The organism is Paraburkholderia sp. RAU2J, assembly GCF_003634845.1.
Lineage (GTDB): Bacteria > Pseudomonadota > Gammaproteobacteria > Burkholderiales > Burkholderiaceae > Paraburkholderia > Paraburkholderia fynbosensis.
On the sequence record NZ_RBXG01000001.1, the window covers coordinates 2,692,851 to 2,712,026 of the forward strand.

Here is a 19,176-nt window from a genome sequence, read left to right on the forward strand (position 1 = left end):
TTGCGAAACGGTGTGCGCCGTGTACCGCACGTCGTGCCCGCATTGATTGTGCATCAGCACTTCCTAAGGAGTTCTATGTAAATCAGGGGGGCGCAGCCGGGCCTGTCAATCATGTCGGACGAAAGCGGCCGATTAGAAAAGGACAGGCTGAGGTGAGCAATTACCGGGCCGCGCATCGTGACCGGCACTGCAACGCGGAAGAAAACGTGGAGGAAGGCGGGGGAAAGGAAAACGCGGGAAGGGTGCCGCGCGCGGGTAGCGCAGGCGTGGAACCGCTGCGGGCCGGACTCTTCTGCAGTCCGGCCGTGAGCAATGCGATGGCTTCTTGCGGGGAATGCCGCCCGTCGGATTTATTGCGCGGGTTGCGGCTTGTTCGACAGCGCCAGTCGCAGCAGATCGGCGACCGTATTGACGTTGAGCTTTTCCATGATGTTCGCGCGATGCGCTTCGACAGTCTTGATGCTGATGCCGAGGTCGTCGGCGATCTGCTTGTTCAGACGGCCTGCGATGATGCGCTCGAGCACCTGATGCTCACGCGCGGTCAGCTTGCCCAGGCGCTCGGCGGCGGCGCGCTGCTGCTGCACGCTGGTGCTTTCGCTGCGCGCCTTGTCGAGCATGCGCTCGACAAGCTTGCGCAACTCGGCTTCGTCGAACGGTTTCTCGATGAAGTCCATCGCGCCTTTTTTCATCGTCGACACGGCCATCGGCACATCGCCGTGACCCGTCACGAAGATGATCGGCAGCGACGCGTTGTCGGCGATCAGGCGTTCCTGCAACTCGAGCCCGCTCATGCCTGACATGCGCACATCGAGGATCAGGCAGGCGATCTGGCCTGGATGCTGATGCGGCTGCCATGCGTCGATGAACTGCTCGGCGCTGGAGAAGCACTGCACGCGGTAGCCGTTCGCCTCCAGCAGCCAGCGCAGCGAATCTCGCACGGCCTCGTCGTCGTCGACGACAAAGACAGTTTCCTGTGTGGTGACTGGGCTGTTCATAGCTCTCCCGTAACGGTTTGTGGTGTCGGCGCCTCTGACCCGCCGTTGCTCGGGCCGTCAGGCTCTCCAATAGGCAGACTGCAATGGAACGTGGCGCCTGTGATGTGGCCGTCGGACTCGACGTTGTTCACCACCCACAGACGGCCGCGGTGCGATTCGATAATCGAACGGCAAATGTTCAGCCCCATGCCCATACCATCGGACTTGGTGCTGTAAAACGGTTCGAACAGCCGCTCGGCTGTCGCTTCGTCGACGCCCGGACCCTGGTCGACGACGCTGATGCAGACAAAGCCGCTCTCCAGCCGCACGACCACGCGGATCACCGGATCGACCGCGTTCGGGCGGGCTTCGGCCATCGCCTCGGCGCCGTTCTTCAGCAGGTTGACCAGCACCTGCTCGATCAGCACCGGGTCGACGTAGATCACCGGCAGGCGCGAGCGCAGATCGGTGACGATGCGAATGCGGCGCTTGCGCGTTTCGATCTCGGCGAGCCCCACCGCGTCCGCGACGATATCGGCGACGCGCGTGGCCTGCCGCTTCGGCTCGCTGCGCTTCACGAACTCGCGGATGCGCTTGATGATCATGCCGGCGCGTACCGCCTGCTGGGCGGTTTTTTCGAGCACCGGCAGCAGGTTGTCGGGCGTCGTGCGACCGGATTTAACCAGCGCGACAGTGCCGGAGCAATAGTTGTTGATCGCGGCGAGCGGTTGATTGAGTTCGTGCGCGAGCGACGAGGCCATCTCGCCCATCGTCATCAGGCGGCTCGTGAACTGCAGCTTTTCGTCCTGCTGGCGCGCGAGTTCCTGTGCCCGTTTGCGGGTGGTGATGTCGGTCGCGATCTGCATCTGCGCGAGATGGCCGTCCACCCACTGGATGTACTGACGGCGCACTTCGAACCACTTCTGGATGCTTTGCACGTAGATTTCCTGCGCATCGGCGGTGCTTTCGGTCAACGCGGCCGCGGGCAGGCCCGCGTAGGTATCCACCATATCAATCGAGTCGGACGACGCCTGTGCGCTATCGAACCCGCCGCCCGCCAATTCCAGATGACCGTCCGGGCGGATGCCGAACAGGTGCCGGTAGTAGCGGTTGGCGAACAGCAACTCGGCTTCGTCGGCGGCCAGCACCGACACCGCGGCGTCGAGGCTTTCGAGCACGGTGGTGAAGCGTTCGTGGGCGGCGGCGAGCTCCTCGCGCGCGCGCTTGGGCTCGGTGATGTCGGTCATCGACGACATCCAGCCGGTCTGGCGGCCCGAGCTGTCGATCAGCGGCGACACATAGAGACGCGCATGGAACAGCGAGCCGTCCTTCCTGCGCACCCGCAACTCGAACCCCGAGGACGGCGCCTTGCCGCGCAGCGTCATGTCGAGCTGGCGTTGCATCTCCGGGTAGGCGTCGCGCGGCCAGTAGGCGAACGGCGCGTTTTTGCCGACCAGATCGCTTTCGTCCCACCCGGTCATCCGGCAGAACGCGGGATTGACGTGGGTGATGCGGCCGTGCATGTCGAGCACGCGCATGCCGATCAGCACCGAGTTTTCCATCGCGCGGCGAAAGAACGCTTCCGCGTACAGCGCCTGTTGTGCTTCGAAGCGCTGGCGCGTGTGCTTCCACAAACTCCACAAGCTCCACAACACGAAGCACGAGAGGCCCGCCACCAGCCACACCAGCGTGTTGTTGGTGAAGTTGGTCATCTGCGGGAACGCATAAACGCGCACCGAGATGCCCTGGCCCGGCGGATCGAGCGGCAGGTCGTAGAACATGTCGCGCGGCAGGCGCGGGCGGGTCGACGTGGTGGTCAACTCGCGGTTGTTCACGTCGATGATCGAGATCTTGTATTTGGCAGACAGCTCGGGCGGGATGTCGCGCTTGAGAATTCCTTCGACCGAGAACACCGCCGCAATCGCGCCGAGGAACTCGCGGTCGCGGAACACCGGCGTTTGCAGCGTGATGTAGCCGTTGCCGAGGTCGTCGTAGATCAGCGGCGAATAGACCTGGCGGCGCGTGTCGCGCGCTTCGGCGAAGGCGGCTTTGACCGCTTCGTCCATCTGCGCGTCGTTGGGCCTCGCGAGCCGCTGGCCGAACACGGGCAGGGCGGTATTGGGCCAGCGCGGCTGCTGTGCGCTCGTGTACCAGTTCATGTAGAGGATCTCGGGATGCCCCTGCATGATGTCCGTAGTGGACGCCTGGAACGAATGCGGATCGGCGTGGCCGGTGGCCAGATCGCGCGCGAGCGCCTGAATCTGTTCCTGCGCGCCGGTCATGGACAGGCGGATCTGCTGCTGCGCCCACGCGACGTTACGGTAGAGGGTGTCTTCCTGCTGCTGCTGTTCGCGCCGGTTGAGGCTCCACAGGATCAGGCTCATGACGACCAGGAAAACCAGGATCGACAGGAGCGGCGTCAGCAAATAGGAATTCGACCACCATGGTCCATGGTGCCAGCGGGAGGACGGCGTCGAATCGCCCGGCGAACCGGCGGTGCGCGCCGAGCGAGCGAAAAGCCGTTCGGTCAACATGCGTGGCATTGTAGCGCAGCGCGTGACTGACAAAAGGCGCAAAAAAGCACGGAAAGTGCCATTAATCGGCGCAAACTAGCCGACGTATCCGCCGATCGGCAGTCAAACCAGGTTGCGTCGCAGCAATTTTCCGCATTATGAGAATTGATCTCGTCATTTGAAAATTTTGTTGCGTGGACGTCGGGACCCTTATTACAATCGGCCGAAGCTGCCGCGGTCGTGCTTCGTCCGCGTCGTCTGTCCAAAGAGCGTTCCTCTATATCCAGGAGACGAGCATGTCCGCTGTACCCGACGAAGTCATGAAATATGTCGCCGCTGAAAAAGACGACGATCCCCAGGAAACCGGCGAATGGCTTGAGGCGCTGGATGGCGTGATTTCTGCTGTGGGCCCCGACCGTGCCCACTACCTGATCGAGAAACAGATCGAGTTCGCCCGCGTGCACGGCGAACATCTGCCGTTCTCGGCCAACACCCCGTACATCAATACGATTCCGGTTGCCCGCCAGGCGAAGATCCCCGGCGACCAGGACCTCGAACACCGCATCCGCTCGTACACGCGCTGGAACGCCATCGCGATGGTGCTGCGCGCGGGCAAGGAAACCAACGTCGGCGGCCACATCGCGTCGTTCGCTTCGGCGGCCACGCTGTATGACGTCGGCTACAACCACTTCTGGCACGCGCCGTCGGCCGAGCATGGCGGCGATCTCGTGTTCGTGCAGGGCCACTCGTCGCCGGGCGTCTACTCGCGCGCGTTCCTGCTTGGCCGCCTGAGCGAAAACCAGCTCGACAACTTCCGTCAGGAAGTGGGCGGCGAGGGCATCTCGTCGTACCCGCACCCGTGGCTGATGCCGGACTTCTGGCAGTTCCCGACCGTGTCGATGGGCCTCGGTCCGATCATGGCGATCTACCAGGCGCGCTTCATGAAATACATGCAGGCGCGCGGCATCACGAAGACCGAAGGCCGCAAGGTCTGGGCCTTCCTCGGCGACGGCGAAACGGATGAGCCGGAATCGCTCGGCGCGATCGGCATGGCCGGTCGCGAACGCCTCGACAACCTGGTGTTCGTGATCAACTGCAACCTGCAGCGCCTCGACGGCCCGGTGCGCGGTAACGGCAAGATCATTCAGGAACTCGAAAGCGAATTCCGCGGCGCTGGCTGGAACGTGATCAAGGTGATCTGGGGCAGCCGCTGGGATGCGCTGTTCCAACGCGACAAGTCGGGCGCGCTGATGCGCCGGATGATGGAAGTCGTCGACGGCGAATACCAGACGTACAAGTCGGAGTCGGGCGCCTTTGTGCGCGAGCACTTCTTCAACACGCCGGAACTCAAGGCGCTGGTCGCCGAATGGTCCGACGAGGACATCTGGAATCTGAATCGCGGCGGCCACGATCCGCACAAGATCTACGCAGCGTTCCAGGAAGCGTCGAATTCGAAGGGCCAGCCGACCGTCATCCTCGCGAAGACGATCAAGGGCTACGGCATGGGCGAAGCCGGCCAGGCGATGAACATCACCCACCAGCAAAAGAAGATGCAGGTGGAGCAGCTGAAGAAATTCCGCGACCAGTTCCGTCTGCCGATCGCCGACGAAGACCTCGTCAACGTGCCGTACCTCAAGTTCGAAGAAGGTTCGAAGGAACTCGAGTACATGCGCGCGCGCCGCCAGGACCTCGGCGGCTATCTGCCGGCGCGTCGTCAGAAGGCGGACTCGCTGCCGGTGCCGGAACTGTCGGCGTTCGAGCCGCTGTTGAAGGGCACGGGCGAAGGCCGCGAGATCTCCACGACGATGGCGTTCGTGCGGATCCTGAACATCCTGCTGAAGGACAAGGCGCTCGGCAAGCGCATCGTGCCGATCGTGCCGGACGAGTCGCGTACCTTCGGTATGGAAGGCCTGTTCCGTCAGATCGGCATCTGGAATCAGGACGGCCAGAAGTACGTGCCGGAGGATTCCGACCAGCTCATGTTCTACCGCGAGTCGGAAACCGGTCAGATTCTGCAGGAAGGCATAAACGAAGCCGGTGGTATGGCGGACTGGATCGCCGCCGCGACGTCGTACTCGACGCACGGCGAAATCATGATCCCGTTCTACATCTTCTACTCGATGTTCGGCTTCCAGCGTATCGGCGACCTCGCATGGGCGGCGGGCGACATGCGCTCGCGCGGCTTCCTGCTGGGCGGCACCGCGGGCCGCACGACGCTGAACGGCGAAGGTCTGCAACACGAAGACGGCCACTCGCTGTTGTGGGCCGCTTCGGTGCCGAACTGCATCAGCTACGACCCGACGTTCGGTTACGAACTCGCGGTCATCATGCAGGACGGTCTGCGCCGCATGGTGGCTGACCAGGAAGACGTGTATTACTACATCACGGTGATGAACGAAAACTACGAGCACCCGGCGATTCCGCAGGGCGACGCTGTAGCGGCCGACATCATCAAGGGCATGTACGCGTTCCGCAAGGCCGAAGCGGACAAGAAGGCGCCGCGCGTGCAGCTGATGGGCGCGGGCACGATCTTCAACGAAGTGATCGCCGCCGCCGACCTGCTGAAGAACGACTGGGGCGTCGCCGCCGACCTGTGGAGCGTGCCGAGCTTCACCGAACTGGCGCGTGAAGGTCACGAAGTCCAGCGCTGGAACCTGTTGCACCCGACCGAAGAGAAGAAACTCTCGCACGTCGAGAAGCTGCTGAAGGACGCGCAAGGTCCGGTCATCGCATCGACCGACTACGTGCGCGCGCTGACCGAGCAGATCCGTGCGTTCGTGCCGCAGAAGTTCGTCGTGTTGGGCACGGATGGCTATGGCCGTTCGGACACTCGCGAAAAGCTGCGCCACTTCTTCGAAGTCGACCGCTACTGGGTCACGGTTGCCGCGCTGAATGCGCTGGCAGACGAAGGCACGATCGAACGCAAGGTGGTCGCCGAGGCGCTCAAGAAGTACAACCTTGATCCCGCCAAACCCAACCCGATGACCGTCTAAGGCATCATTCCCCGTGTGCCACGGCGTGCGCGCCTGCTTCTGATCGACAGAGGCAGGCTGCGTGCGCGGCCCAGGAGACACTAACAATGAGTCAAGCGATCGAAGTCAAGGTGCCGGACATCGGCGATTACAAGGACATTCCTGTGATCGAGGTGCTGGTGAAGGCGGGTGATACCGTCGAGAAAGAGCAATCGCTCGTTACGCTGGAATCCGACAAGGCGACCATGGATGTGCCGAGTTCGGCGGCCGGCGTCGTCAAGGAAGTGAAGGTCAAGGTCGGCGACAACGTGTCGGAGGGTTCGCTGATCGTCGTGCTGGAAGGCGCCGAAGGTGGAGCGGCGGCGGCTCCTGCTCCTGCCCCGGCTCCTGCTGCCGCACCGGCGCCCGCGCCGGCTGCTGCGCCCGCACCCGCTGCGAGCGGCGGCGGCCTGCAGGAAGTCAAGGTGCCGGATATCGGCGACTACAAAGACATTCCCGTGATCGAAGTCGCGGTGAAGGTCGGGGATCGCGTCGAGAAAGAGCAGTCGCTGGTGACGCTCGAATCCGACAAGGCGACCATGGACGTGCCGAGCTCGGCCGCCGGGGTCGTCAAGGAAGTGAAGGTCAAGGTCGGCGATACGGTCTCGGAAGGCTCGGTGATCGTGGTCGTGGAAGCCGAAAGCGCGGCTGCCGCGCCGGCTCCCGCACCGGCTGCGAAGCCGGCGCCCGCCGAAGAGCCGTCCGATGCGCCGGCCACGCCGTCGCCCGCGCCGGCCGCACCGTCGGCGCTTGCGCAAGCACCGTCGATTCCGGCTGGCGAGGGCGGCACGCGCCACGCGAGCCACGCGTCGCCGTCGGTGCGCAAGTTCGCACGCGAACTCGGTGTCGACGTCACGCAGGTGCAGGGCACGGGTCCGAAGGGCCGCATTACGCAAGCCGACGTGACCGCCTTCATCAAGGGCGTGATGACCGGCCAGCGCGCAGCGCCCGCAGGTGCGGCGCCGGCCGCCGCAGGTGGCGGCGAGCTGAATTTGCTGCCGTGGCCGAAGGTCGACTTCACCAGGTTCGGTCCGATCGATCCGAAGCCGCTGTCGCGCATCAAGAAGATTTCGGGCGCGAACCTGCATCGCAACTGGGTCATGATTCCGCACGTCACGAACAACGACGAAGCGGACATTACCGAACTCGAAGCGCTGCGCGTGCAGTTGAACAAGGAAAACGAAAAGGCCGGCGTGAAAATCACGATGCTGGCGTTCGTGATCAAGGCCGTGGTGTCGGCCCTGAAGAAATTCCCGACGTTCAACGCGAGCCTCGATGGCGACAACCTCGTGTTCAAGCAGTACTACCACGTGGGTTTTGCCGCCGATACGCCGAATGGTCTGGTGGTGCCGGTGATTCGCGACGCCGACAAGAAGGGTCTCGTCGAGATCGCGAAGGAAATGACGGATCTGTCGAAGGCCGCACGCGACGGCAAGCTCAAGCCGGATCAGATGCAAGGCGGCTGCTTCTCGATTTCATCGCTCGGCGGGATCGGCGGCACGCATTTCACGCCGATCATCAACGCGCCTGAAGTCGCCATTCTCGGTCTGTCGCGTGGAGCGATGAAGCCGGTGTGGGACGGCAAGCAGTTCGTGCCGAAGCTGATGTTGCCGCTGTCGCTGTCGTATGACCATCGGGTTATCGACGGGGCTGAAGCTGCGCGCTTCAATGCGTATCTTGGGGCGCTTCTTGCCGATTTCCGGCGTGTGATTCTTTGATGGTGATGTTGCGCGGGGCGCTGACTATATGTCTGTGATCCGCGCACTTTTGCAGAACCTGCATTCTTGTCGGTCTATTAGCGTCGCCCCTGTGCGGGGCGGCACTTACTCTTCTTTGTCTTCCAAAGAAGAGTAAGCGAAAGAAAGGCGCGTCCTTCGGCGGTCAGCAAAGGATGATTCTGTTCGTCGCGCTGCCAGCTTTTGGGCCCATGGGGTAGGTTCTTCGCACATCACGATCAATAAGAGAAGGGGACAACATGAGTCTCGTCGAAGTAAAAGTGCCGGATATCGGTGACTTCAAGGACGTCGATGTCATCGAAGTCAATATCAAAGCGGGCGACGTCATCGAGAACGAACAGGCGCTGATGACGCTCGAGTCCGATAAGGCCTCCATCGAAGTGCCGAGCGATACCGCCGGTACCGTCAAGGAAGTCCGCGTCAAAGCCGGCGACAAGGTCTCGCAAGGCACCGTGATTGCGCTCGTCGAAACGTCGGCGGACGCCGCGCCCGCCAAGGATGCACCGAAGGCCGCGGCCAGCGAGCCTGAAAAGGCTCCGGCGCAGGCTGCAGCAACGCCCGCGCCAAAGTCGGCGGCGCCCACGCCCGCTCCGCAAGCCGGCAGTTTCGCGGGCAGCGCGGATATCGAGTGCGACATGCTCGTGCTCGGTTCGGGCCCCGGCGGCTATTCGGCCGCGTTCCGCTCGGCCGACCTCGGTATGAAGACGGTGCTGGTCGAGCGTTATTCGACGCTCGGCGGCGTGTGTCTGAATGTCGGCTGCATTCCGTCGAAGGCGCTGCTGCATACGGCGCTCGTGATCGACGAAGCCGAAGCGCTCGGCTCGCACGGCATCACATTCGGCAAGCCGCAGATCGATCTCGACAAGCTGCGCGACTTCAAGTCGGGTGTCGTCAAGAAGCTGACCGGCGGGCTCGCGGGCATGGCCAAGTTACGCAAGGTCGAAGTGGTGACGGGCACCGGCGCGTTCGTCGATCCAAACCACATGGAAGTGCAGACCGAAGGCGGCAAGAAGGTCGTCAAGTTCAAGCAGGCGATCATCGCCGCGGGCTCGGAAGCGGCGAAGCTGCCGTTCATTCCAGAAGACCCGCGCGTGGTCGATTCGACCGGCGCGCTCGAATTGCGGCAGATTCCGCAGCGCATGCTGGTGATCGGCGGCGGCATCATCGGCCTCGAAATGGCGACAGTGTATGCAACGCTCGGCGCGCAAATCGATGTGGTCGAAATGCTCGACGGCCTGATGGCCGGCGCGGACCGTGATCTGGTCAAGGTGTGGGAGAAGTTCAACAGCAAGCGTTTCGCGAACGTCATGCTGAAGACCAAGACCACCGCAGCCGAAGCGAAGGACGACGGCATCTACGTGTCGTTCGAAGGTGAGAAGGCGCCGGCCGAAGCGCAGCGCTACGACCTCGTGCTGGTCGCCGTCGGCCGTACGCCGAACGGCAAGCGGATCGGCGCGGACAAGGCGGGCGTCGCGGTCACTGATCGCGGCTTCATCGACGTCGACAAGCAGATGCGCACCAATGTGCCGCACATCTTCGCGATCGGCGATATCGTCGGTCAGCCGATGCTCGCGCACAAGGCGGTGCACGAAGGCCACGTCGCCGCCGAAGCCGCGCATGGCGAGAAGGCGTACTTCGACGCGCTGCAGATTCCGTCGGTGGCCTACACCGATCCGGAAGTGGCGTGGGCCGGCAAGACTGAAGACCAGTTGAAGGCCGAGGGCATCAAGTACGGCAAGGCGGTGTTCCCGTGGGCGGCTTCGGGCCGCGCGATCGCCAACGGCCGCGACGAAGGCTTCACGAAGCTGCTGTTCGACGAGGAAACGCATCGCGTGATCGGCGGCGGGATCGTCGGTCTGAATGCGGGCGACCTGATCAGCGAAGTCTGTCTCGCAGTCGAAATGGGCGCGGACGCGACCGACATCGGCAAGACGATTCATCCGCACCCGACGCTGGGCGAATCGATCGGGATGGCCGCCGAGCTGTATGAAGGCGTCTGCACCGATTTGCCGCCGCAGAAAAAGAAGTAAAGCCGTTCGGCCGGCCCCGCTTGCGGGCGGGTTCGAAGGAGCAAAGAGAAACGGCGCGTCCCGTCAGGAACGCGCCGTTTCTTTTCATCGGGCAACAGGGCAGGGCGCTTGTCGTGCCGCCACGACACTCGCGGCGGTGGCTTACGCATGCTCGCCGCCTCATGTTCGGCAGCCGGCCAAAAAAATCCCGGCTTTTGGCCGGGCAAACGATACGCTGTTCAACGTATCGGAGCGTTCGGCCAATCAAACCGTGTGAGCGGCAACGGCACGACGCTGTTGCTTACGATAACGCCGGCACTGCTTGCGCGATGCCGGCGTGAGGTACTGCCCGAAAGCGATGCCTGAAGCTTAGACTGCCTTCTTGGCCGAGCGCGATGCTTGCGCAGCGGCTTGCGAAGCGGCCTTCGACGCGGCGGTAGCGGCTGCGTTGAAGTTGCTTTCGGCGATTTCGACAGCTTGCTTGGTTGCTTTGTGAACCGTTTCGTACGTGGTGTTGGCGGCGGTGATTGCCGACTTCATCACGGCCACGGCGGTTTCCGAACCGGCCGGTGCGTTCTTCGCGACGTTTTCGACGAGCGACTGCACCTTGCGGTTTTGCTCTTCAAATTGGGCTTCCGCGACGCGGGTGAATTCACCTTGCGTTGCCGAAACGATTTCATACACGTGGCGGCCATACGACAGCGCCTTTTCAGCCACCGGCTGCGCGAGGCTTGCCTGCAGCGCCAGCAATTCCTGCGCGTCCTTGACCGACAGCGCGCGTTGGGCATTTTCCTGGCTTTCCGCGAGCGTCGACTTGACGACTTGCAGATTCAGCTCAACCAGCTTTTCGACGCCTTCAAATGCTTTGGTCGTCAGGCCGAACAGCGTTTCGAAGTTGGCTTTCTGGGCTGCGGCGAATTGCTCAGGGGTCAGCAGAGTCATGGTTTACGCTCCTGGATTGCGGTCTGTCTGTGCGGACCGCATTGGGTGGTGGCGAGACGGAAGGTCGTCTCCCCCGGACCGCGATGTATTGTGCATCGCAGCAATGTCCTCATTTTAAGATGACCACAAGGAATGTCAAGCGGTTTTTGTGCGGCGCACAATTTTAAGAAAATGCTGACAAAACAACACGTTATGCAGTAAGCATGTCATTCGTGTGACGCCGGTCGATTTGACTGCTGCACCGTGCTGGTGCGGCATAAATCGTTATTCGGGACCGGTTCGCTGAGTTTTTCTTCCGCCACAACAGGATCGGGCGGGGAACGGTAACATCCGCATCTCACGAAAAGTCATGAAATGAAGATTCGGTGTAAACCGCAAACTGTCATGGAACGTTAATGCTTCATGCCGGTCGAATGCGCGTTGGCGGTCTCCAGCAGGCGTTTACAAGGTGAGCAGGAGGCCCCGACGACATCTTGCCCGGCGGCTGCACCTGCCGATGCTCCAACCGTATTTCCCCTCATCAAGGTTGTCTCGAAATTGCCGTTAAGCTGCAACAATCCCTCGATTCGGCGGATGGCGGCAAGGGCGAGACGCAGCACGTTGGCGATCGTTTTTTTCGATCGACGCGCGGCACTTATTTGTGTTTTTGCGATCGGAGCTTACAAGCCGGTTTAAGGAGCGCTTATAAGTGCTTCAAATTGCTAATTTTTCGTTGTTTTACTACACTTGCGGAAACTTCTCGCCGCTCCCTACCGAACACCCATGAAAACCGACATGTTTTCGTCGCTAAAAGTGATCCACGGCGCGGCCCGCAGCACCGCTCTGTCGGTGGCCGTCTCCCTGGTCGTCGCAGCGGCGTTCGCCACGCCTGTCAGCAGCTTTGCCGCCACGGCTGCTGCGACTGCAAAAACCTCCAAACACGCTAAAGCCGCGAAGAAGCCGGCCGCCGCTGCCGCCACCGCCAAGGTGTCGGGCAAGTCGGCGAGGGCCGGTAAAGGCGCGGCGGTGAAAACCGCGGCCGCCGCGGACGACGATGCGCCGCGCGCCAGCGCGAAGCGCAAGCGCGTGAGCTTCACGTCGAACGGCCGTCACCACTCGGTGGTGCGCCGCGTCGCGTATGAGCCGCGCCAGCCAACCGTCGGCCAGGCTTTCGGCCTGCACGAAACGCCGGACGCGCTGATGTTGCGCTCGAGCGTCGCCTACGTGATCGACCAGAACTCCGGCGAGCCGCTGTTCGACAAGAACTCGCGCGCCGTGGTGCCGATCGCGTCGATCACCAAGCTCATGACGTCGATGGTGGTGCTCGATTCGAAAGAGTCGATGACCGACCAGATCGAAGTGACCGACGAAGACCGCGACTACGAGAAGAACACCGGCTCGCGTCTGTCGGTGGGCTCGGTACTGTCGCGTGAGGACATGCTGCACATCGCGCTGATGGCCTCGGAAAACCGGGCCGCCGCTGCGCTGTCGCGGTATTTCCCGGGCGGCCGTCCGGCGTTCCTCGCCGCGATGAACGCGAAGGCCAAACAACTCGGCATGACCGACACGCACTTCGAAAACCCCACGGGTTTGACGAGCCAGAACGTGTCGAGCGCGCGCGACCTCGTGAAGATGGTCAACGCGGCGTACCAGTACCCGCTGATCCGCAAATTCTCGACCGATCGCAGCTACGAGGTGTACACCGGCAAGCGTTCGCTGGCGTACAACAGCACCAATGCGCTGGTGCGCAACCCGACGTGGGACATTGGTCTGCAGAAGACCGGTTTCATCAACGAGGCGGGCGAGTGCCTCGTGATGCAGGCGACCATTCATGGCCGTCCCATGATCATGGTGCTGCTGGATTCGTCGGGCAAGTATTCGCGTTTCGCGGACGCGACGCGTCTGCGCACGTGGCTGGATAACGGCGGCGACCAGCCGCGTATCACCAGCGCGGATGCCAGCGGTCCCGGCACCTGAAGAGCGGCGTTGCGGCGGCCGGTTTTCAGGACGGCCGCGCGTGAATGAAAAAGCCTCGCATTTTCGCGAGGCTTTTTTCATTGCAACGGCGCAGGAGTGGCGGCCGTCTCAGGCCTGATGACTGCGCGAATGATCATGAGGCGCCTGTGGCCGATAGCCGAGCGCTTCGGAAATCATCAGCGCCGTCTGGCTGAGCTGCCCGAGCCACGAGTCCTGCAGGCGGTCTGCCGGCGCCGATAACGACAGGCCGGCGACCAGCTTGCCGGTGTCGTCGTAGATGCCGGCTGCGATGCAACGCACGCCCAGTTCCAGTTCCTCGTTGTCGCGCGCGCAGGCCTGCTGGCGCACGTGCGACAGCTCGCGCTCCAGCTTGCTCAGGTCGGTGATGCTGTTCTGCGTGTGGCCCGACAGGCCGGTGCGCGTGGCGTAGGCTCGCACGCGGGTGGATTCGTCGGCGGCGAGGAACAGCTTGCCCACCGAAGTCAGATGCAGTGGCGCCCGCCCGCCGATGGCCCGCACCACCTGCATGCCGGAACGTTCGGAATAAGCGCGTTCGATGTAGACGATTTCGTCGCCCTGGCGTACCGACAGGTTCACCGTTTGGCCGGTCTGCCGGTGCAACTCGCGCATTGGCGTCAGCGCCGCGTCGCGCACCGACAGACGCGCCTTCACCAGATTGCCCAGTTCGAGCAGGCGCATGCCGAGACGGTAGGTGCCGGGATCCGAGCGGTCGACCAGCCGGCACATCACCATGTCGTTCAGGATGCGGTGCGCGGTGGACGGGTGCAACTCCGTACGGATAGCGAGTTCTTTCAGGCTGACCGGGTCGCTATGCGCCGCGAGTGCATCGAGCAGGCGCATCATGCGTTCGATCACCTGGATCGAAGTTTTGGGATCCGGGTTCGTATCGCTCATGGGAAGAATCGGTTGACGCGTCAAACAGCGGAAATTGATTGTATCTCGTATAGTGAAAAAAGCGAACGCGGTTCGAAGGCCTGCTCGAATTTGCGAGGCGTTCGTCCTATGCCTTCCGGCCGTTGGTATTGTGCGCCAAACAGCGGATAATCAGGGACGTTTTCCCGAAGGAGGGCTCATGCGAGTCGGATTGTTCGTCACCTGCCTGATCGACCTGATGCGTCCCGAGATTGGCTTTTCGGTCATCAAACTGATCGAAGGCGCCGGTTTCGAGGTGGTGGTGCCACCGGCGCAGACCTGTTGCGGGCAGCCCGCGTACAACTCGGGAGAGCGGCGCATTGCGCGCGATCTGGCCGAGAAAACCTTGCGCGAGTTCGAACAGTTCGACTACGTGGTGGTGCCGTCGGGGTCGTGCGGCGGCATGATCCGCGTGCACTACGGTGACCTGTTCGCCGACGACCCCGAACTGATGAACCGCTACGGTCGGGTGCGCGCGAGGGTGTTCGAGCTGACCGATTTCCTCGTCAACGTGGCCAAAGTGCAATTGCAGCCGGGCGAGTTTGCGGGCCACGTAACGTACCACGACTCCTGCTCGGGGTTGCGCGAACTCGGCGTAAAGAGCCAGCCGCGCGCATTGCTCGCGCAGGTGGGCGTCGCGGTGACGGAGATGAAGGATTGCGAGCATTGCTGCGGTTTCGGCGGCACCTTCGCGGTCAAGTACGGCGATATCTCGACGGCGATCGTCGACGAGAAGTGCGCGAATATTAGTGCGACCGGCGCCGGCACGGTGGTGCTCGGCGATCTTGGCTGCATGCTCAACATCGAAGGCCGTCTGCGGCGAACCGGGGACTCGACCACGCGGGTGCTGCACATCGCTCAGGTGCTGGCGGGAGACATATAAGGCGCGTGGCCGTTGGTCGCCGCCTGCCGCTTGTCGTTCCACCCGCGCCATTCATTTCACGCATATCGACTCGCGCGTGCCGCGCGTCGCGTTTTCGAGTCCGCTCAAGGCCGCCATGCAAATCCAATCGATGCAGTTCAAGGCTCGCGCCGGTCAGAAACTTGCCGACCAGCGGTTGCAGCAGAACCTGACCAAGCTGTCCACCAAGTTCGTGTCGGCCCGCGCCACGGCAATGACCGCGATCGACTTTCCCGCCACTCGCGCGGCGCTCAAGGAGCGCCGCAATCGCGCGCTGGACAATCTCGACGTGTGGCTGGAAAACTTCGAACGCGAGGCGAGCCGCCGCGGCGTGACGGTACTCTTCGCCGAAACGACCCAGGAGGCGGCGCGGCTCGTCGGCGACATCGCGCGGCGGCACGACGTGAAGAAGGTGATCAAGACGAAGTCGATGGTTACCGAGGAAATGCGCCTGAACGAGGTGCTCGGGCAAATGGGCGTGCAGTCGATCGAAACCGATCTCGGCGAATACATCCTGCAGATCAACGACAACGAGCCGCCGAGTCACATCATCGCGCCGGTCGTCCATAAGGATAAGGACGAGATCGCCGACCTGTTCGCGAGGACGCATGGCCGCCCGCGTCTGACCGAGATTGCCGAGATGACGCGCGAAGCGCGCGAGATGCTGCGGCCGCACTTCATGAGCGCGGACATGGGCGTGACGGGCGGCAATTTCGTGGTGGCGGAAACGGGCTCGGTCGTCCTCGTCACGAACGAGGGCAACGAGGGCATGTGCACGGTGATGCCGCGCGTGCATGTCGCGGTCACCGGCATAGAGAAGGTGCTGCCGACGCTCGAAGACCTCGCCACGGCGATGCGCCTGCTGCCGCGCTCGGCGACCGGGCAGAGCACGTCGAACTATTTTTCCGTGCTGACCGGACCGCGCGGCGAGGGCGATCAGGACGGCCCCGAGCACATGTACGTGGTGCTGGTCGATGGCGGGCGCACGGGGCTGATCGGCGGTGATTTTCAGGAGATGCTCAGGTGCATCCGCTGTGGCGCCTGCATGAATCATTGCCCGGTTTATCAGAAGGTCGGCGGCCACGCATATGGATGGGTTTATCCCGGGCCGATGGGTTCGGTATTGACGCCGAGCTATGTCGGAATCGACAAGGCGCTGGACTTGCCGCAGGCCGCGACCTTGTGCGGCGAGTGCAATAGCGTGTGCCCGGTGGGGATTCCGCTCTCGGATTTGCTGCGCAAGTTGCGGGAGAAGCAGGTGGAGCGGCGTCTGCGTCCGTGGAGGGAGCGCACCGGGCTGGCCGTGTGGGGTTTTATGGCGTTGCATCCCGACGCTTATGCGCTCTTCACCAAGCTGGCCGTGCGCGTGCTCGAGCGGATGGGTGGACGAAATCGTTCGATTGCTAAATTGCCGCTGGGCGGCGCGGGCTGGACCAACACGCGCGATATGCCGGCGCCGGTCGGCCGGACGTTCAGGGAGTTGTATGCCGCGCAGCGTAGCCATATTGGCTGAGCTGAACTGGCGTTGACGAGCGGGCGTTGCGCGTAGCTGCGCGCAATCGCTGGCGGCTCGGCGAGGCGCGGCGCGCCGGCAACCCGGTACCGGGCAAAGGATAGAGTAAATGAGATTGGCAAGCCGCCGCTGGGGCGCGGCGACTCAGACTCATTTATCGGGCGTGGGGATTCGCCACTCGGGGGTGAAGCGTGCGAAACCGATGCCGCATCGCATCGCACGCGGCGCTCAATGCTGCGTTATCGCTCCACCAGATTGACGACCGGACGTGTCTCCGGCCGGCCTTGCGCGGTCACCGCTGACGCGCCCGCCGCCATTGCCCGCCTGCTGCTGCGGTGACTGGGGCGGCGGACCTCCCGCGCCGGGGCGTGGCGCATTCGACCCGCTAGGTCCACGCGGCCCGCCGGCCGCGCCCTGCGGAGGCGCCCCGCCGTTCGGGTGCCCATGCTGACCGCCATTGTCGCCGCGGTTGTCATGGTTTCCATGGTTGTCATTATTCGGCCGACCCCGATCAGGGTAGCCGCGATAGCCGGGCCCCGGTCCGTAGTAGCGCCCCGGCCCGCCGTAGTAGCCGGGGCCCGAGTAGTTGCTATATCCCATATAGACATTGGCTTGCGGCACGACCGGCCCGCCGGTGGCGTAGCCGTCATATCCGTCGTATCCGCTATAACCGCCGCCATCGTTGCTATACATCGGCGTGCCGTCCGGATAGACCGCGCAGCCGCCGAGCAGGGCGGCGATCAGCAGGCCGGTAAGGGGTGCAAGACGTTTCATGATGAGCCAGTGCGAGAGGATTACTTTTGTAAGACCGCCATTATCCCTGTCCGTCATGAGCAGTTTGTATATGTTTGTAAGGATTTCTTTTTCGTGCCAACGTGCGCCGCGGCTGCAGGACGTAATCAACAATTGACTGTTCCATTTGGAGCAACGCTGTATCTCGTACCGGCGGGTTTTTCCTGATTGTGAATTCCTATAGCATTTGCACTGGGCATAGTGCGTCACAAGCTCATGCGCCCCTAATTGGAAAAAACACATCATGAAAAAGACAATATCGGTGTACTGGCCCCTTGCCATTGTTGTGCCGCTCGCTGCGGCTGCTTATCTGCATGTTTGCGGCAGTGCCGCTTCGCGCGCTCCTCAGATCACGCTGGACGCTGATCAACTGACCGCGGAGCTCGCGCGCGCCGTCTCGTACGGCATGATCGACGCCGCTTCGGCCCTGCCGGCCAAGCCGATGCGTGCCACGGCCTCGATGCCGCTTGCCGAGGCATCCTGAGTTCAGGGCCGGATAGCCTTGCTGACCGCTCATGCGGGCTGTCCATCGAACTGCTTTGCGGACTGGATGCAAGTTATCCCTGAGGCCGCCGCAACGACCTTCGGCGAGAATGTGTCCGGCTTTGTATAATCGCGGCACTGTTTATTAACCATCAGTCTCGCCTGAAAAAAGCGCCCGAAACTTCCGATGAAAACCGTGTCCGTCTGCTTCGTGTGCCTGGGGAACATCTGCCGTTCGCCGACGGCGGAAGGCGTAATGCGCCATCTGGTCGATGAGGAGAAGCTCGCGGAGCGCATCCTGATCGATTCCGCCGGCACGGGCGACTGGCACATCGGTGCGCCACCCGACGAGCGCGCACAGCATGCGGCGGGGCAGCGGGGTTATGAACTGACCGCCTTGCGCGGTCGCCAGATCGCCGCCGCTGACTTCGAGCGCTTCGATCTGCTGATCGCGATGGACGAGAAGAACGTCGCCGCGCTGCGGCAGATCTGCCCGCCGGCACAGCGCGACAAGATCCGGCTGTTGATGGAATTCGTCCCGGAAGCGGATGGCCGTTGGGACGGCACCCGCGAAGTCGTCGACCCATATTTCGGCGGTGCGGAAGGCTTCGAGCAGGTGCTGGATCAGTGCGAAGTCGCCTGCCGCGGTTTGATCGCCGCGTTGCGTCCCCAGTTGCTCGCGTAGTTCCCGTAGCGGCGTACTCAGGTTCGTCGCTTATTAAGTAAATGACCCACTTCGCAACAGGGATACTTGACTAAATCGCTCATGTATTTATACTTGACCAAACTTGTCGAGAATTGCGGTTCCCACACCATATGAGACTCACCACGAAAGGCCGTTTCGCCGTCACGGCGATGATTGACCTGGCGCTTCGCCAGGAGCAGGGCCCGGTGACGCTTGCGGGTATCAGCCAGCGCCAACATATCTCCCTGTCGTACCTCGAGCAGCTGTTTGGCAAGCTGCGTCGTCACGAAATCGTCGAGTCCGTGCGCGGGCCGGGCGGCGGCTACAATCTGGCCCGCCGCGCTGAAGACGTGACGGTGGCCGACATCATCATCGCGGTCGACGAGCCGCTCGATGCCACCCAGTGCGGCGGCAAGGGCTCGTGCGAGGGCACCAAACAGCACGACGGTCACTGCATGACGCATGAATTGTGGTCGACGCTGAACCAGAAAATGGTCGAGTACCTCGATTCGGTCTCCCTGAAGGATCTGGTCGATCAGCAGCGCTCGCGCGAAGGCGCGCCAGCGGTGCTGCGCGACAGGCGCAACGAAGCGCCGGCGGTCGAGCCTGTTCGCCCCGTGCCGAAAGGGCCCAATTCCGTTTTCAACATGGCCGGTTCGTGAGGCGCGGTATTTAGCATTCGCCGCTGTCTGATCAAGAACCCAGAAGCCAGAGCACATGACGTCCCC

The 19,176-nt window shown here is 62.7% G+C and carries 15 protein-coding genes; 9 read left to right on the plus strand and 6 right to left on the minus strand.

Going from position 1 to position 19,176, the window contains the following annotated elements:
- Positions 1-350: 350 nt before the first annotated feature.
- Positions 351-995 (minus strand): oxygen response regulator transcription factor FixJ, encoded by a 645-nt coding sequence (fixJ, locus tag B0G69_RS12325; protein ID WP_006051254.1) that lies wholly within the window; start codon positions 993-995, stop codon positions 351-353.
- Positions 992-3,508, minus strand: a complete 2,517-nt coding sequence (gene fixL, locus B0G69_RS12330) for an oxygen sensor histidine kinase FixL (RefSeq protein WP_121317288.1) — start codon at positions 3,506-3,508, stop codon at positions 992-994. The genes fixJ and fixL overlap by 4 nt, the downstream gene beginning before the upstream one ends.
- 275 nt (positions 3,509-3,783) lie before the next feature.
- On the opposite strand from fixL, the gene aceE reads away from it, so the two are divergent.
- The 3 genes from aceE to lpdA all read left to right on the plus strand — a co-directional run bounded on the left by aceE (position 3,784) and on the right by lpdA (position 10,264).
- Complete coding sequence (gene aceE / locus B0G69_RS12335; RefSeq protein ID WP_121317290.1) at positions 3,784-6,480, plus strand: pyruvate dehydrogenase (acetyl-transferring), homodimeric type; 2,697 nt, start codon at positions 3,784-3,786, stop codon at positions 6,478-6,480.
- Positions 6,481-6,566: 86 nt separating this feature from the next.
- Positions 6,567-8,216: a dihydrolipoyllysine-residue acetyltransferase gene (gene aceF / locus B0G69_RS12340; RefSeq protein WP_121317292.1), complete on the plus strand. Its 1,650-nt coding sequence runs from the start codon at positions 6,567-6,569 to the stop codon at positions 8,214-8,216.
- A gap of 257 nt (positions 8,217-8,473) precedes the next feature.
- On the plus strand, positions 8,474-10,264 hold the full coding sequence (gene lpdA / locus B0G69_RS12345) for a dihydrolipoyl dehydrogenase (RefSeq protein WP_121317294.1): 1,791 nt from the start codon (positions 8,474-8,476) through the stop codon (positions 10,262-10,264).
- Between the two features lie 348 nt (positions 10,265-10,612).
- Here the strand turns inward: lpdA and B0G69_RS12350 are convergent, their stop codons facing one another.
- Entirely contained in the window at positions 10,613-11,185 is a 573-nt protein-coding gene (locus B0G69_RS12350) for a phasin family protein (protein ID WP_095418901.1), read from the minus strand.
- Positions 11,186-11,577: 392 nt separating this feature from the next.
- Entirely contained in the window at positions 11,578-11,784 is a 207-nt protein-coding gene (locus B0G69_RS40655; protein WP_147440725.1) for a hypothetical protein, read from the minus strand.
- Positions 11,785-11,947: 163 nt separating this feature from the next.
- On the opposite strand from B0G69_RS40655, the gene pbpG reads away from it, so the two are divergent.
- Positions 11,948-13,141, plus strand: coding sequence for a D-alanyl-D-alanine endopeptidase (gene pbpG / locus B0G69_RS12355; RefSeq protein ID WP_121317296.1), 1,194 nt, complete (start codon positions 11,948-11,950; stop codon positions 13,139-13,141).
- 108 nt (positions 13,142-13,249) lie between these two features.
- Here pbpG and B0G69_RS12360 read toward each other — a convergent pair whose 3' ends face one another.
- A complete protein-coding gene (locus B0G69_RS12360) occupies positions 13,250-14,056 on the minus strand; it encodes an IclR family transcriptional regulator (RefSeq protein WP_121317298.1) in 807 nt (268 codons plus the stop codon).
- 178 nt (positions 14,057-14,234) lie between these two features.
- Between B0G69_RS12360 and B0G69_RS12365 the strand changes: the two genes are divergently transcribed.
- On the plus strand, positions 14,235-14,957 hold the full coding sequence (locus B0G69_RS12365) for a (Fe-S)-binding protein (protein ID WP_121317300.1): 723 nt from the start codon (positions 14,235-14,237) through the stop codon (positions 14,955-14,957).
- A 115-nt stretch (positions 14,958-15,072) separates the two neighbouring features.
- A complete protein-coding gene (locus B0G69_RS12370) occupies positions 15,073-16,488 on the plus strand; it encodes a lactate utilization protein B (protein WP_121319344.1) in 1,416 nt (471 codons plus the stop codon).
- Between the two features lie 228 nt (positions 16,489-16,716).
- On the opposite strand, the gene B0G69_RS12375 is transcribed toward B0G69_RS12370, so the two are convergent.
- Positions 16,717-17,262, minus strand: a complete 546-nt coding sequence (locus B0G69_RS12375) for a hypothetical protein (RefSeq protein ID WP_121317301.1) — start codon at positions 17,260-17,262, stop codon at positions 16,717-16,719.
- A gap of 262 nt (positions 17,263-17,524) precedes the next feature.
- On the opposite strand from B0G69_RS12375, the gene B0G69_RS12380 reads away from it, so the two are divergent.
- The 3 genes from B0G69_RS12380 (at position 17,525) to iscR (ending at position 19,110) form a co-directional block, all read left to right on the plus strand.
- Complete coding sequence (locus B0G69_RS12380; protein WP_121317304.1) at positions 17,525-17,764, plus strand: hypothetical protein; 240 nt, start codon at positions 17,525-17,527, stop codon at positions 17,762-17,764.
- Positions 17,765-17,950: 186 nt separating this feature from the next.
- Entirely contained in the window at positions 17,951-18,448 is a 498-nt protein-coding gene (locus B0G69_RS12385; RefSeq protein ID WP_121317306.1) for a low molecular weight protein-tyrosine-phosphatase, read from the plus strand.
- Positions 18,449-18,579: 131 nt separating this feature from the next.
- Positions 18,580-19,110, plus strand: a complete 531-nt coding sequence (gene iscR, locus B0G69_RS12390; protein WP_121317308.1) for a Fe-S cluster assembly transcriptional regulator IscR — start codon at positions 18,580-18,582, stop codon at positions 19,108-19,110.
- Positions 19,111-19,176 lie beyond the last annotated feature (66 nt).